The 14529-nt window shown below is 73.2% G+C and carries 10 protein-coding genes; 5 read left to right on the top strand and 5 right to left on the bottom strand.

Annotated features, from left to right (window positions below; all coding sequences use genetic code 11):
• Window positions 1–122: 122 nt before the first annotated feature.
• A complete protein-coding gene (locus KV205_RS08855; protein ID WP_265863535.1) occupies window positions 123–1538 on the bottom strand; it encodes an aminopeptidase P family protein in 1416 nt (471 codons plus the stop codon).
• A 151-nt stretch (window positions 1539–1689) separates the two neighbouring features.
• Between KV205_RS08855 and KV205_RS08860 the strand changes: the two genes are divergently transcribed.
• The 5 genes from KV205_RS08860 (at window position 1690) to KV205_RS08880 (ending at window position 9358) form a co-directional block, all read left to right on the top strand.
• On the top strand, window positions 1690–2673 hold the full coding sequence (locus KV205_RS08860) for a helix-turn-helix transcriptional regulator (protein WP_265863536.1): 984 nt from the start codon (window positions 1690–1692) through the stop codon (window positions 2671–2673).
• Window positions 2674–3040: 367 nt separating this feature from the next.
• Window positions 3041–3280, top strand: a complete 240-nt coding sequence (locus KV205_RS08865) for a hypothetical protein (protein WP_265863537.1) — start codon at window positions 3041–3043, stop codon at window positions 3278–3280.
• Window positions 3281–3409: 129 nt separating this feature from the next.
• Complete coding sequence (locus KV205_RS08870) at window positions 3410–4180, top strand: HlyD family efflux transporter periplasmic adaptor subunit (protein WP_265863538.1); 771 nt, start codon at window positions 3410–3412, stop codon at window positions 4178–4180.
• Window positions 4181–4236: 56 nt separating this feature from the next.
• Window positions 4237–6411 (top strand): NHLP family bacteriocin export ABC transporter peptidase/permease/ATPase subunit, encoded by a 2175-nt coding sequence (locus tag KV205_RS08875; protein WP_265863696.1) that lies wholly within the window; start codon window positions 4237–4239, stop codon window positions 6409–6411.
• A 1-nt stretch (window position 6412) separates the two neighbouring features.
• Window positions 6413–9358, top strand: a complete 2946-nt coding sequence (locus tag KV205_RS08880) for an NHLP bacteriocin export ABC transporter permease/ATPase subunit (RefSeq protein ID WP_265863539.1) — start codon at window positions 6413–6415, stop codon at window positions 9356–9358.
• Window positions 9359–9373: 15 nt separating this feature from the next.
• Here KV205_RS08880 and KV205_RS08885 read toward each other — a convergent pair whose 3' ends face one another.
• The 4 genes from KV205_RS08885 to KV205_RS08900 all read right to left on the bottom strand — a co-directional run bounded on the left by KV205_RS08885 (window position 9374) and on the right by KV205_RS08900 (window position 14370).
• Window positions 9374–10960, bottom strand: a complete 1587-nt coding sequence (locus KV205_RS08885; protein ID WP_265863540.1) for a glycoside hydrolase family 13 protein — start codon at window positions 10958–10960, stop codon at window positions 9374–9376.
• 32 nt (window positions 10961–10992) lie between these two features.
• Window positions 10993–11868: a carbohydrate ABC transporter permease gene (locus tag KV205_RS08890; protein ID WP_265863541.1), complete on the bottom strand. Its 876-nt coding sequence runs from the start codon at window positions 11866–11868 to the stop codon at window positions 10993–10995.
• Window positions 11869–11887: 19 nt separating this feature from the next.
• Window positions 11888–12844, bottom strand: a complete 957-nt coding sequence (locus KV205_RS08895) for a carbohydrate ABC transporter permease (protein ID WP_265863542.1) — start codon at window positions 12842–12844, stop codon at window positions 11888–11890.
• A 113-nt stretch (window positions 12845–12957) separates the two neighbouring features.
• The gene (locus tag KV205_RS08900; protein ID WP_265863543.1) at window positions 12958–14370 is read right to left on the bottom strand and encodes an extracellular solute-binding protein; all 1413 of its coding nucleotides are present in this window, start codon (window positions 14368–14370) and stop codon (window positions 12958–12960) included.
• Between the last annotated feature and the right edge of the window lie 159 nt (window positions 14371–14529).

Below are 14529 nucleotides of genomic sequence, written 5' to 3' on the forward strand. Positions count from 1 at the left end.
ACCGCGGGAGCGTCGGCGCACTTATGGCCTACGTATCGACCCTAGCCCCAACCGGTGAAGGCGACCATTCGCGGCGCCGCGCCCCCGTGACGCGGCGCCGCGAGCGGGACCGGCCGGGCGGGTCAGCCGGCGACGCGGGCCATCCAGGCCTCGACCTCGGCGGAGGAGCGGGGCAGGGCGGCGGACAGGTTCTCGTGGCCGTCCTCGGTCACGAGCAGGTCGTCCTCGATGCGGACGCCGATGCCGCGCCACTCCTCGGGGACGGTGAGGTCGTCCGGCTGGAAGTACAGGCCGGGTTCGACGGTGAGCACCATGCCGGGCTCCAGGACGCCGTCGACGTACTCCTCGTTGCGGGCGTGGGCGCAGTCGTGGACGTCGAGGCCGAGCATGTGGCCGGTGCCGGCCATGGTGAAGCGGCGCTGCAGGCCGAGTTCGTAGGCGCGCTCGGCGGGGCCCTCGATGAAGCCCCACTCGACGAGCCGGGCGGCGAGGTGGCGCTGCGCGGCCTCGTGGAAGTCGCGGTAGGCGGCGCCGGGCTTCACGGTGGCCATGCCGGCCTCCTGGGCCTCGTACACCGCGTCGTACACCCGGCGCTGCACGTCGCTGAAGGTGCCGCTGATGGGGAGGGTGCGGGTGACGTCGGCGGTGTAGAGAGTGGTGGTCTCCACGCCGGCGTCGAAGAGCAGCAGTTCGCCGGGGCGGACCGGGCCGTCGTTGGTGGTCCAGTGCATGATCGTGGCGTGGTCGCCGGCCGCGCAGATGGAGCCGTAGCCGACGGAGTTGCCCTCCAGGCGGGCACGGCGGTAGAAGGTGCCGTCGATCCAGCGCTCGGAGGTCTCGACGGCGCGGGACAGCTCGCCGACGGCGTCGGTGAAGCCGCGGACGGTGGAGTCGACGGCCCGGCGCATCTCGCCGATCTCCCACTCGTCCTTGATCAGGCGCAGCTCGCTGAGCACCTCCTCCAGCTCGTCGTCGCGGTCCTCGTCGGTGGTGACGGCGGCCTCCAGGGCCGGGTCGACGCCGCGGACGATCCGGGTGGGGACGGTGCCGGCCGCGGCGGCGAGGTCGGCGGCGGCGGTGCGGACGTCGCGGCAGGGCAGTCCGAGGACGGTCTCGGCCTCGGCGAGGGAGTGGCGGCGGCCCATCCAGAGTTCGGCGGTGTAGCCGCTCCAGAACTCGTCGTTGTCGCGGGCGTCGCGCGGCAGCTGGTAGCAGTAGGCGTCGTGGCCGCCGTCGGCGCGGGGTTCGAGCACCAGGGCGCCGTCGCGGGCCTGGTCGCCGGTCATGTGCACATAGCCGGAGTACGGGCGGAACGGGTAGGTGTCGTCGTTGGAGCGGGCCTTGAGGTTGCCCGAGGGGATCACCAGGCGCTCGCCGGGGAACCGGGCGGACAGCGCGGCCCGCCGGCGGGCCGCGTACGGGGCCTGCGGGTCGGGCGTCAGGTCGTGCCGCTCGGTGTCCGCCCAGCCGGTGCGCATGAGCGCGGACAGCTCCTCGGAGATGCCCGTGTAGAGACCGTTCTTGCGGGCCTTGGCCACGTCGTACCCCTTCGTCCGGGTGGAGGGGACCGCTCCGGTCGGTGTGCGGTCCGACCCGGACGGTAGTGGGCGCGGCGGCCCGTGGGTGCACGGGAGTGCCAGTGGCACGGATCGGACACCCGCGGGGCTCGCGGCGGCCGAGAATGGGGGCATGACGAACGCGAGACTGGGTGAGGCCCTGCGACTGCTCGGGCTCGGGGCGGCGGCCGGGCGGGTGTACGCGGCGCTGCTCGACGAAGCGCCGGCCCCGCTCGGGGCGATCGGGCGGGCGGCGGGGCTCTCCGGTGCGGAGCTCGCCGCCGCGTACGAGGAGCTCGTCGACGCGGGTCTGGCCAGCGCCGCCGGGGGCGAGGGCGAGCCGGTGGCGCCGGTGCCGCCGGCGGCGGGCCTGGAGGTGCTCGCCCGGCACCGGGCGGCGGCCGTCGAGGAGTCGCGGATCGCGGTGGGCGGCGCCTTCGAGGCGTTCCGGCGGCACCGGCTGGCCGCGTACAACGACGACCTGGTGGAGGTGGTGACCGGCGACGCGATCGGGCCGCGGATGCGGCAGGCGTGGGCGAGCGCACGGGAGCAGATCCGGCAGTTCGAGTCCCCGCCGTACGTGAAGCTGCCGGGCGCCACCGAGGACGCCCTCGCCACCCTCGCGCGCGGGGTGCGGCAGCGGGTCGTCTACTCGCGGGAGTCCCTGGAGCACCCCGGCCATCTGCGGGACTCCATCGAGCCGACGGTCGCGGCGGGCGAGCAGGCCCGGGTGCTGCCCTCGGTGCCGGTGAAGCTGCTGATCATCGACGAGGCGTACGCGCTGGTGTCGCTGTCGATCCGGGAGGCGGACGTCGTCAACTCGATGCTCGTGGTGCAGCCCTGCGGGCTGCTGTCGGCGCTCGTCGCGCTGTTCGAGCAGAGCTGGAACGCCGCCCTGCCCCTGCACGGCGGCGCGGCCCGTCCGGCCGGCCTCGCGCCCGCCGACCGGCGGCTGCTGCGGCTCCTCGCGGGCGGCGCGAGCGACGAGGCCATCGCCCGCGAACTGGGCGTCAGCCGCCGGACCCTGTTCCGCCGCCTGCAGATCCTGATGGCGCGCCTGGGCGCGGCGAACCGCTTCCAGCTGGCGCTGCAGGCGCAGCGGGCGGGGTGGTTGTAGGGGGCTGCTTCCGGCACAGGCCCACGGGCGTGGGGCGCGCGGCGGGCCCTGCCGAGAACCTGCACATTGTGTACGTGGCTTGAACCGCACCTCCCCCGCCGTCTCCCGGTCCGGCACAAGGCGGCGACCGCACTGTCGGAATTCACCCCGGTTCGTCCGGGCCGGTGCGCACCACCCCGGACTTTGTTACTCGTTCCTGCGGAGAAGGTGTCGGTGTTCCGTGAAAAACGGTGCACGCGGGGCTTCCCCCGGTGTTGTTCCGGCGCCGAAAGGGCGTCAACAGAATTGGCTCGCATAGCCGTTCGCGTGCTTTGATCTGGCCCGCCGCGGCAGTGGATTCCCCCCATCAGATGAAAGGTGCGCTTTCATGCGTAACAACCTCGAGACCCGTGAGATCGCCGACACCGAGCTGGACGCCGTCTCCGGCGGCCTCGTCAGCATCCAGGGCGGTCTCGTCGGCGCCGTGGCCGGCGACGTGACCAACGTCCTCGGCGTGGTCGGCAACCTGCAGACCGTGCAGAACGTCGAGGGCCTCGTGCAGGGTGTCCCCGGCCTGGTGCAGGGCGTCACCGGCGTCTCCGTGAACACGGGCGTCGCCGGTCTCTGAGCGGACTGAACGGTGGGCCGGGCACTTCGGGGTACGACCGCCCCGGGGTGCCCGGCCCGCCGGACGCCCGCCGCCCCTTTTGCGCGGCGGGCGGAGAAATGCGGTCGAAGGCAGTCGAAGGAATAGTCCATGCAGTTTCGCCAAAAGGCTCTTTCCAAGCTGCAATCGCCCGAAGAACTTGATCTGCCGGTGCGTTTCGCGCGCCCGCAGGGGCGGCTCGTGCTCGCCGTCACGGTGTTCGTGACGGCCGCGGCCGCGTTCTGGGCGTTCACCGGGACGGTGACGTCCAAGGTGCCCGCCACCGGCGTCCTCAGCCGCGCCGAGGGGCGCTATCTGCTGCAGAGTCCGGTCGCGGGCCAGGTGACCGAGGTCCTGGCCGCCGAGGGCAGGACGGTCGCGGCGGGCGATCCGCTGATCGTGGTCCGTACGGCCGACGGCGACCGCCAGGTGCGGGCCGTGGCGGCCGGGCGGCTCGCGGTCCTGTACGCCCGGACCGGCGCCGTCGTGACGGCCGGCGCCGATGTCGCCGCCGTCGAGCGCGGCACGGACCCCGACGAGCCGCTGGTGGCGGTGGTTTACGTGCCGGCCGGCGCCGTCGCCGGGATCCGCCCCGGTGCCACGGTCGACGTCACCGTCCGCACCGCCGGCCAGGGCCGGGACGGGGCGCTGCGCGGCCGGGTCACCGCCGTGGGCCGGGCGCCGCAGTCGCGGGCGCAGATCGGCGGCTTCCTCGGCGACGACGGACTCGCCGCCGAGTTCACCCGGCAGGGCAACCCGGTCGCGGTCCTGGTCCGGCTCCCCGCTCCCCCGGCGGGCCCCGAGGCCGCCGACTCCGGCACGCCGGTCACGGCAGCCGTCCATCTCTCCGCGCAGCGCCCGATCGACTGGCTCCTCCCGTGAACCCGCGCAAGAAGAACGCCCGTTCCGCCCGTGCCCGGCGTGGCTCGGCCCGCCCCCTGGCGCTGCCGAAGGGCCGCCGGCCGCGCCCCGTCCGTACCCCCACCGTGCTCCAGATGGAGGCGGTGGAGTGCGGGGCGGCGGCGCTCGCCACGGTGCTCGGGCACCACGGCCGGTTCGTGCCGCTGGAAGAGCTGCGGATCGCCTGCGGGGTGTCCCGGGACGGCTCGCGGGCCAGCAACCTCCTGAAGGCGGCGCGGAGTTACGGACTTGCGGCCAAGGGCATGCAGATGGACCTGGCGGCGCTCGCCGAGGTGCCGGGGCCCGCGGTGCTGTTCTGGGAGTTCAACCACTACGTCGTGTACGAGGGCATGGGCCGGCGCCTCGGGCGCCCCGGCGTGTTCGTCAACGACCCCGCGAAGGGGCGCCGTTTCGTGCCGATGGAGGAGTTCGACGGGGCCTTCACCGGGATCGTCCTGGTCATGGAGCCCGGGCCCGGGTTCCGGCGCGGCGGGCAGCGCCCGGGCGTGCTCGGCGGGGTGTCGGGCCGGCTGCGCGGCACCTCGGGCACGATGGCGGCGGCGATCCTGGCGAGCGTGCTGCTCGTGGCGGTCGGCGCGTGGGTGCCGGCGCTGAGCCGTACGTACATCGACACCTTCCTCATCGGCGGGCAGTCCTCGCTCCTCGGCGTGCTGTTCGCGGCGATGGCCTGCGCGCTCGTGCTCACGGCGGTGCTCACCGCGCTGCAGCAGGGCAATCTGCTGCGCGGGCGGATCGTCTCCTCGACCCTGGGCGGGGCCCGGTTCCTGCGGCATCTGCTGCGGCTGCCGGTGGCCTTCTTCGCCCAGCGCAGTCCCGCCGACCTGGTGCAGCGGCTGCGCTCCAACGACCAGGTCGCCGAGACGCTGGCCCGTGACCTGTCGGCGGCGGGCGTGGACGCGGTCGTGGTGCTGCTGTACGCGGCGCTGCTGTGGACGTACGACCCCCAGCTGACCCTGGTCGGCGTCGGGGTGGCGCTGCTCAACGTGGCGGCGCTGCGGATCACGGTACGGGTGCGGGCCACCGGGGCGCACAAACTGCGCGCCGAGAGCGCCCGGCTCACCAACACCTCGTACGGCGGCCTCCAGACGATCGAGACGATCAAGGCGACCGGCGGCGAGGACGGCTTCTTCCGGCGCTGGTCGGGGCAGCACGCGGTCACCCTCGACGTGCAGCAGCGGCTCGGCGTCCCCGGCGCGTGGCTGGCGATCGTCGCGCCCACCCTGGCCGCCCTCAACAGCGCGCTGATCCTGCTGGTCGGCGGGCTGCGGGCGGTGGAGGGGCATCTGACGGTGGGTCTGCTCGTCGCCTTCCAGTCCCTGGTGACCGGCTTCACCGCGCCGGTGGCGCGGCTCGGCGGGGTCGCGGGCCGGATCCAGGACCTCACCGCGGACGTGGCGCGGCTCAAGGACGTGGAGAACTTCCCCGTCGACCCCGTGCACACCCGGCGCGAGCCGGCCACCGGGGCGCGCCGGCTCACCGGCCATGTCGAGCTGGACGGTGTCACCTTCGGCTACAACCCGCTGGACGCGCCGCTGCTCGCGGACTTCTCCCTCTCCGTCGGCCCGGGCCGGCAGGTGGCGCTCGTCGGCGGCTCGGGCAGTGGCAAGTCCACCGTCTCGCGGCTGATCGCGGGCCTGTACGCGCCGTGGGAGGGCACGGTCCGGATCGACGGGATGCGGATCGCGGACGTGCCGCGCGGCGCGCTCGCCGCCTCGGTCGCCTTCGTCGACCAGGACGTCTTCCTCTTCGAGGGCACGGTCCGCGACAACGTGGCGCTGTGGGATCCGTCGGTGCCGGACGAGGCGGTGCGCGCCGCGCTCGCGGACGCCGCCGTCCTCGACGTGGTGTCACGCCGTCCCGGCGGCATCCACAGCCGGGTCGAGCAGGACGGCCGGAACTTCTCCGGCGGACAGCGCCAGCGGCTCGAACTGGCCCGGGCCCTGGTCCGCGACCCCGGCGTCCTCGTGCTCGACGAGGTGACCAGCGCGCTCGACGCGGTCACCGAGCGGGAGGTCATCGACAATCTGCGGCGGCGCGGCTGCGCGTGCGTGGTGATCGCCCACCGGCTGAGCACCGTGCGCGACAGCGACGAGATCCTCGTCCTGGACCGGGGCACGGTCGTGGAGCGCGGACGGCACGCCGCACTGGTGGCGGCGGGCGGCCCGTACGCCGAACTGGTCAAGGAGCACTGACATGACCACCCCCGCCACCCCCTCCCCCTACGCGGCGCAGGCCGCGGCGCCCGGCCCGGCCGATCCGGTGCTCACCGCGCTCGGCGGCCTCGGCGCCCCGCTGGACTGCTCGGGTCTGCGCAGCCTGTCCCTGGAGGGGCCGTCGGTGCTCTGGCTGGTCGTGCACGGCAGCCTCGACCTGTTCGCGGTGGACGCCGGGCAGGCCGGTGCCTGGCACTTCCTCGGCCGGGTGGAGAGCGGCGCGCTGCTCCTCGGGCCCGCCGAGGGTCCCCGGCACACGCTGGTCGGCCGGCCGTCCCGGGAGTGCCTGCTGCGCCGGATCGAGCTGCGCGAGCTGCACCGGCCGGAGACGTACGCCCAGGGGTACGACGGCCATGGGTACGAGGGCCAGGGGTACGGGAGTTACGGCTACGCGGGCGGCTGGGACGCGTACGGCACCCCGCAGGTCCCGGTCGCCAGCCCGCTGGAGGACGCCTTCGCGCTGGGCGTCGGCCGCGGCCTGCGGGTGCTGTACGAGGCGCCGCTCGACGCCCGGCCCGGCGACGGGCGGGCGGCCGGCGACGACGAGGTCATGTGGATGCAGGTGCCGCCGGGCAGCGTGGCGTACGGCGCCGCGTACGAGGCGGGCACGGCCGGCGGGCTGCTCGTCGACGCGGCGCTGTGGCAGGGCATGGTGGAGCAGCAGTACCGGCTGCTCTACGCCCTCGACGACTGGATCGAGGAGCGCGAGCGCGCGCAGGAGGACCGGACGGCCGCCGGTCTCGCGGCCGGCCGGGCGGCCGGCAGCGAGGCGGACCGGACGCTGCTCGCCGCCCTCGGCCGGTCCGGCGGGCGCGGCGGCCGGCGCGGGGCCGTGAGCGGGACCGCCGGGGTCGATGCGACGCTCGCGGTGTGCCGGCTCGTCGCCGCGGACGCCGGGGTGGTGCTCGCGGAGTCGGCGGCCGGGGTGGCGGCGGGCGCCGGTGTGGACGGCGAGCGGCTCGACCCGGTCGAGCGGATCGCGCTGGCCGCGCGGGTCCGCACCCGTGAGGTCGGGCTGCACGGCCGCTGGTGGCGCGAGGACTGCGGGCCGCTGGTCGGGCGGCGGGAGGCCGACGGGGCTCCGGTGGCGCTGCTGTGGCGGCGCGGCGGCTATCTGGCCGTCGACCGGGCGGGCGCCCGCCGGGAGCGGGTCGGCGCCGACAACGCGGCGGACTTCGAGCCTCGGGCGGTGATGTTCTACCGGCCGCTGCCGGAGGGCCGGCCGACCCTGCTCCGGCTGTTGCGCTTCAGCGCCGGCGGCACCCGCCGTGAGCTGCGGGCGCTGTTGCTCGGCGGTCTGGTGTCGGTGGTGCTCGGGGCGACCGTTCCCCTGGCGACGGGCCGGATCCTCGGTGCGTACGTGCCGGCGGGCGAGCGCGGTCTGATCGTGCAGACGGCGGTGGCGCTCGGCGCGGCGGCGGTGCTGCAGGCGGCGTTCATGCTGCTGCAGAACGTGGCGCTGCTGCGGATGGAGGGCCGGATCGAGGCCACCCTGCAGCCGGCGGTGTGGGACCGGCTGCTGCGGCTGCCGGCGCCCTTCTTCGCCGGCCGGTCCACCGGCGAGCTCGCCAACGCGGCGCTCGGCATCGGGGTGATCCGGCGGATGCTGTCCGGGATCGCGCCGGTGTGTCTCCAGTCGACCGCGGTCGGCGCCGTGAACCTCGTGCTGCTGCTCGCGCACAGCGTCGCGCTCGGGCTGCTCGCCATGGCGATGCTGCTCGTGGTCGGGGCGGTGCTGCTCGGCCTGGGGCTGTGGCAGCTGCGCTATCAGCGGCGTCTCGTCGAGCTGGGCAACCGGCTCGACAACCAGGCCTTCCAGACCCTGCGCGGGCTGCCCAAGCTGCGGGTCGCGGCGGCGGAGAGCTTCGCCTACGCGGCCTGGGCGCGGGAGTTCGCCCGCACCCGGGTGCTCCAGCAGCGGGTCGGCCGGATCCAGAACACGGTCACGGTGATCGGCGCGGTGTGTCTGCCGCTGTGCACCCTGGTGATGTTCGCGCTGCTCGCGGGCCCGGCCCGGGGTGCGATGTCGGCGGCGGGCTTCCTCACCTTCTCCACCGCGCTCACCCTGCTGCTCTCCTCGGTGACCCAGCTGACCGGCGCGCTCCTTTCGGTGGCGGCCGTACTGCCGGTGTACGAGCAGGTCGAGCCGATTCTGGCGGCGGAGCCCGAGGTGCGGGCCGGGACGGTCCGGCCGGGTGTGCTCAGCGGGGCGATCGAGGCCCGCCAGGTGTCGTACCGCTACACCGAGGACGGGCCGCTGGTCCTCGACGGGGTCGATCTGTCCGTCCGGCCCGGGGAGTTCGTGGCGATCGTCGGCGCGAGCGGCTGCGGCAAGTCGACCCTGCTCCGGCTCCTCATCGGCTTCGACCGGCCCACCGAGGGCAGTGTCCTCTACGACGGGCAGGACCTTGCGGCGCTCGACCGGGCGGCCGTGCGCCGCCAGTGCGGTGTGGTGCTGCAGGACGCCCGCCCGCTGACCGGCTCGATCCTGGACTGTGTGCGCGGGGCGGAGGCGTACACCCTGGAGGAGGTGTCGGAGGCGATCACCCTGGCCGGGCTCGCCGAGGACGTGCAGGCCATGCCGATGGGGCTGCACACGATGCTCTCCGACGGCGGCGGCACCATCTCGGGCGGTCAGCGCCAGCGGCTGATGATCGCCCAGGCGCTCATCCGCAAGCCCCGCGTCCTCTTCCTCGACGAGGCCACCAGCGCCCTCGACAACGAGGCGCAGCGCGTGGTCATCGAGTCCACCCGCGCGCTGCGCACCACCCGGGTGGTGATCGCCCACCGGCTTTCCACGGTGATGGGCGCCGACCGGGTGATCGCCATGGCGGACGGCCGCGTGGTGCAGCACGGCTCGCCCGCCGAGCTGCTGGCGGACCCGACGGGTCTGTTCCATGAGCTGGTCCGGCGTCAGCTGACGTGAGCGCCGCTCCGGTTCTCAGTCTTCCCGGAGCCAGACCGAGGTGTCCGGCGGGAGTTCCCCGGCCTCGGTGAGCGGGCCGCTGGCCAGGAGCAGCAGCGCGTGCGGGGGCAGTGGGACGGGCTCGGCCGACAGGTTGGTGACGTGCAGCAGGCCGTACGGGCGGCGGAAGGCGAGCACACCGGGGGCGGCGGGCAGCCAGTCCATGGGGCCGTCGCCGAAGCCGGGTTCGGTGCGGCGCAGGGCGAGGGCGGTGCGGTAGAGAGTGAGGAGCGAGTCCGGGTCGGCGCTCTGCCGGTCGACGGCGTAGCGGGACCAGTCGGCGGGCTGCGGCAGCCAGGGTTCGGTGGTGGAGCCGAAGCCGGCCCAGGGGGCGTCGGCGGTCCAGGGCAGCGGGACGCGGCAGCCGTCGCGGCCGGGGTCGGTGCCGCCGGAGCGGAAGTGCATGGGGTCCTGGACGCGGCCGGCCGGGATGTCGGCCTCGGGCAGGCCGAGTTCCTCGCCCTGGTACACGTACACGGAGCCGGGCAGGGCGAGGGTGAGCAGGGCGGCGGCGCGGGCGCGGCGGGTGCCGAGGGCGAGGTCGGTGGGGGTGCCGTAGGCCTTGGTGGCGAAGTCGAAGGCGGTGTCGGCGCGGCCGTACCGGGTGACGGTGCGGGTCACGTCGTGGTTGCAGAGGACCCAGGTGGCGGGGGCGCCGACGGGGGCGTGTTCGGCGAGGGTGGCGTCGATGCCGGCGCGCAGCCGCTCCGGTTCCCAGGGGCAGGCGAGGAAGGAGAAGTTGAAGGCGGTGTGGAGTTCGTCGGGGCGGAGGTAGCGGGCGAAGCGTTCGGCGTCGGGGAGCCAGACCTCGCCGACGAAGACGGCGCCGTAGCCGTCGGCGACGGTCCGCCAGGAGCGGTAGATGTCGTGGAGTTCGTCCAGGTCGATGTACGGGTGGGGGTCGACGCCCGCCTCGAAGTCGGCGAGCGCGGGGTCCTTGGCGAGGAGCGCGGCGGAGTCGATGCGGACGCCGGCGACTCCGCGGTCGAACCAGAAGCGGAGCACGTCCTCGTGTTCGCGGCGGACGGCGGGGTGGGCCCAGTTGAGGTCGGGCTGTTCGGGGGTGAAGAGGTGGAGGTACCACTCGCCGTCGGGAACCCGGGTCCAGGTGGGTCCGGAGAACTGGGAGGGCCAGTTGTTGGGCGGGAGTTCGCCGTGCGCGCCGCGTCCCGGCCGGAAGTGGAAGAGCTCGCGTTCGGGGCTGCCGGGTCCGGCGGCGAGGGCGGCCCGGAACCAGGCGTGCTGGTCGGAGACGTGGTTGGGGACGATGTCGACGATGACCCGCAGGCCGAGGGCGGCGGCCTCCTCGATGAGCTTCTCGGCCTCGTCGAGGGTGCCGAAGGCGGGGTCGACGGTGCGGTAGTCGGCGACGTCGTAGCCGCCGTCGACCAGGGGCGAGACGTACCAGGGGGTGAACCAGACGGCGTCGACGCCGAGTTGGGCGAGGTAGGGCAGTCTCGCCCGGACGCCCGCGAGGTCACCGGTGCCGTCGCCGTCGCCGTCGGCGAAGCTGCGGGGGTAGACCTGATAGATGACGGCGTCGCGCCACCAGTCGGCTGACACGTGAGGTCCTTTCCGTCGGGTGCGGGGTTTGTTCAGCCCTTGAGGGAGCCGGCGGTGAGACCGCTCATGATGTTGCGCTGGAAGATCAGGAAGAGGATCAGCGTCGGCACGGAGGCGATGGTGAGCGCGGCGATCAGGACGTTGACCGGGACTCCGTTGGACAGCGAGTAGATGCCGACGTTGAGGGTCTGTTTCGCCGGGTCGGGCAGGGTGAGCATGGGCCAGAGGAAGTCCTTCCAGACCCCGACGACGGCGAAGATGGACACGACGCCGAGGATGGGGCGGGAGATCGGCAGCACGACCGACCACAGGACGCGCAGCGGGGAGGCGCCGTCCAGGCCGGCGGCGTCGAGGAGCTCCCGGGGGATCGAGTCGAAGAAGCGCTTCAGCAGGAAGATGTTGAAGGCGTTGGTGACGGACGGCAGCCAGATCGCCCAGGGCGTGTTGAGCAGATTGCGTTCGACGATCGGCACGTCGAGCACGGTGAGGTACTGCGGGACGACGAGGACGGTCGCCGGGATCATCAGGGTGGCGAGCATCATGCCGAGGATCGCCTTGCCGAGGACCGGCCGGAGCTTGGAGAGCGAGTAGGCGGCGGCGATGTCCAGGACGAGCTGGAAGAGGAGTGCGCCGACCGCGTAGTAGAGGGTGTTGAGGAGCAGCGAGGAGAGGTCCATGACCTCCCAGGCGCGGCGGTAGTTCTCCGGCTCGAAGCTGCCGGGGACGAGGGTGGGCGGGGTGGCGACGGCTTCCTGGGTGTCCTTGAGTCCGCTGGAGGCCATCCAGTAGAGCGGGCCGAGGAAGACCAGGGTGAAGCCGGCGAGTACGAGGGCGAGGGCGGCCCGGTAGAGGGCCTTGCCGCGGGGCCGGTTCAGCCGGGCCGGTGCGATGAGGGTGCGGGTGGTCATGCCGGTCTCCCCCGGGTTCCTAGGCGTCCTCGGCGCGGCTGAGCTTCACGTACACCGCCGAGAATCCGGCGAGGAGTACGAGCAGGAGCAGGCCGAGGGCGGCCGCCGCGCCGTAGTCGTTGAAGTTGAAGGCGTACTGGTAGATCAGGTAGACGACGGTCGTGGTGGAGCCCTCGGGGCCGGCGCCGCCGGTGAGCAGGAAGGGTTCGACGAAGACCTGCATGGTGGCGATGACCTGCATGAGCAGCATCAGCGAGAGCACCAGCCGGGTCTGCGGGATGGTGACGTGCCAGATCTTGCGGAGGAGGCCCGCGCCGTCGAGTTCGGCGGCCTCGTACAGCTCGCCGGGGATGCCCTGGAGGGCGGCGAGGTAGACGAGGGTGGCGCCGCCCATGTTCATCCAGGTGGCGGCGATGACGACGGAGAGCAGGGAGAGGGCGGGGTCCTGGAGCCACTGCTGTTCGGGCAGGTGGAGCAGGCGGAAGAGTTCGTTGAGGAGTCCGTAGCCGGGGTCGTAGAGGTATTTGAAGAGGAGGACGGAGGCGACCGGCGGGAGCATCACGGGCAGGTAGACGAGGAGCCGGAGGTAGCCCTGGCCGTGCCGGAGCTCGTTGATGACGAGGGCGGTGACGAAGGGGACGGCGAAGCCGAGGACCAGGGCGAGCAGGGTGAAGAGGAGGGTGTTGCGCCAGGCCTGCCAGAAGGCGGGGTCGGCGGCGACGGTGGCGAGGTTGTCGAGGCCGGTCCAGGTGCTGTGGCCGTGCTCGGTCTTCTGGAAGGCGAGGAGGACCTCGCGGACCATCGGGTACCAGGAGAAGAGCGCGAAGCAGACGACGGCGCCGATGAGGAAGCCGTGGGCGGTGAGGTTGCGGCGCAGGCTGCGGGCGAACCGGCCGGCGGGCGCGGCCTCGGTGCGGGGCGGCGGGGCGGGTCGGGGGGATCCCTTGGTGCGCGGGGTCAGGCCGGTGACCGACATCGGCGCTCCTTGTTCCTCGGTACGGGTCGGGGTTCCTCGGTACGGGTGGGGTGGGGCGTGGTGCGGGGGCCCGCGGGGCGGTCCGGCTGCGGGGCTGGACCGCCCGGGCGGGGTCATCCGTGGGCGAGGACCTGGTCGACCTGGGCCGCGGCGGTGGCGAGCAGCTTGTCGATGTCGGCGTCCTTGTTGGTGAGGATTCCGGACATCACGTTGTCGAGGACCTTGTAGATCTCCTGGGCCTGCGGCGGCTCGGCCTTGCCGGGGACCGGGTTGTCCATGAAGGTCTTGAAGTTGGCGACCGGCATGGTGGCGTTCTGCACGCGGGCCGCGTCGTCCGTGGTCTTGGACTGGCCGCGCCAGAAGTTGGGCTGCGGGACGCCGACCGGGAGGCCGTCGGCCTTGGTGCGGGCCCAGTCGAACTGGCCCTTGCCGACGGTGAGGTTCTTGAAGTTCAGCCAGGCGACGGCAGCCTTGATCTTGTCGCCGGAGATGCCCTGCTTGATCATGTAGTTGTTGCCGCCGGCCAGGGTGTTCTTGCCGCCGGGGATCGGGCCCATGCCGAAGTTCTCGTACTTGGCGCCGAGTTGCTGGACCATGTACGCGATGTCGTCGGGCGCGGCGAGGAACATGCCGAGCTTGTCGGTGGCGATCTGCTTCTGCAGGTCGCCCCACTTGAGCAGCTGGGTCTTGCCCATGCTGTCGTCCTCCCAGCGCATGGCGTGGAGGTTCCTGGCGACCTGCTTGCCGAGCTCGTTGTCGAAGGCGGCCTTCTTGCCGCTCGCGTCGACGACGTCGCCGCCGAGGCTGTACATCTGGGCGGTGAAGTGCCAGCCGCCGGTGTTGCCCGCGCTGTACTCGCCGTAGCCGGCGATGCCGCCGCCGAGGCCGGCGATCTTCTTGGCGGCGGCGCGGACCTCGTCCCAGGTGCGCGGCGGGTTGTCGGGGTCGAGACCGGCCTGCTGGAAGAGCTTGCGGTTGATGAGCAGGCCCATCGTGTAGTTGCTGGTGGGCAGGCCGTAGAGCTTGCCGTCCTGCTTGAGCGAGCCGAGGACGTCGGTGTCGATGTCGGCGAGGGCCGGGACGGTCTTGTCGTTGACGTAGGCGCTGATGTCGGCGGCGCCGTCCTCGGAGAGGACCTGGGGCAGGTCGGTGAAGTAGGTGTAGAAGACGTCGGGCTGGGACTTGGCCTTGAGCATCGCGGTGAAGCGCGGGGGCTCCAGGCACTGGCCGGGGGTGGAGCGGCCCTCGATGGTGACGTTCGGGTAGAGCTTGTTGAACGCGGCGACGTCCTCCTTCCACTCCTTGAGCTCGGCCGCCTTCGCCGCCGGGGGCATGCAGTCGATGGTGAGGGTCACCTTCGTCTTGGGGTCCAGCGGGGCGGACGGGTCGGTCGATCCGCTCCCCTCGGATCCGCCGTCGTCGCCGCTGCTGCTCGTGCCGCAGGCGGCGAGCGCGGTGAGCGCGAGGGCGGAGACGAGGGCGGCCGCGCCGGCGCGGCGGCTGCGGCGGAACCGGGCAACTCTCATGGGGGTCCCCTTCGGGCTGGGCGTGCGTGGCGTGCGGGGTGCGGCACACTCAACCACCGCCGACAGATGGACGCAAGATATCGCGCTGATTTCGTAAATGCTCGACAGGGACATGCAACTCCCCATGCAGGCAAGGCCGGTGCCCGTCGCGCGAACGAC

Source organism: Streptomyces sp. SKN60 (genome assembly GCF_026236535.1).
In the GTDB taxonomy this organism is placed as follows: Bacteria; Actinomycetota; Actinomycetes; order Streptomycetales; family Streptomycetaceae; genus Streptomyces.

Excerpts from the sequence above, each read along its gene's own strand:
- KV205_RS08860 (WP_265863536.1), top strand. The coding sequence starts at position 1,690 with ATGACGAACGCGAGACTGGGTGAGGCCCTGCGACTGCTCGGGCTCGGG.
- KV205_RS08865 (WP_265863537.1), top strand. The coding sequence starts at position 3,041 with ATGCGTAACAACCTCGAGACCCGTGAGATCGCCGACACCGAGCTGGAC.
- KV205_RS08870 (WP_265863538.1), top strand. The coding sequence starts at position 3,410 with ATGCAGTTTCGCCAAAAGGCTCTTTCCAAGCTGCAATCGCCCGAAGAA.
- KV205_RS08880 (WP_265863539.1), top strand. The coding sequence starts at position 6,413 with ATGACCACCCCCGCCACCCCCTCCCCCTACGCGGCGCAGGCCGCGGCG.
- KV205_RS08890 (WP_265863541.1), bottom strand. The coding sequence starts at position 11,868 with ATGACCACCCGCACCCTCATCGCACCGGCCCGGCTGAACCGGCCCCGC.
- KV205_RS08895 (WP_265863542.1), bottom strand. The coding sequence starts at position 12,844 with ATGTCGGTCACCGGCCTGACCCCGCGCACCAAGGGATCCCCCCGACCC.
- KV205_RS08900 (WP_265863543.1), bottom strand. The coding sequence starts at position 14,370 with ATGAGAGTTGCCCGGTTCCGCCGCAGCCGCCGCGCCGGCGCGGCCGCC.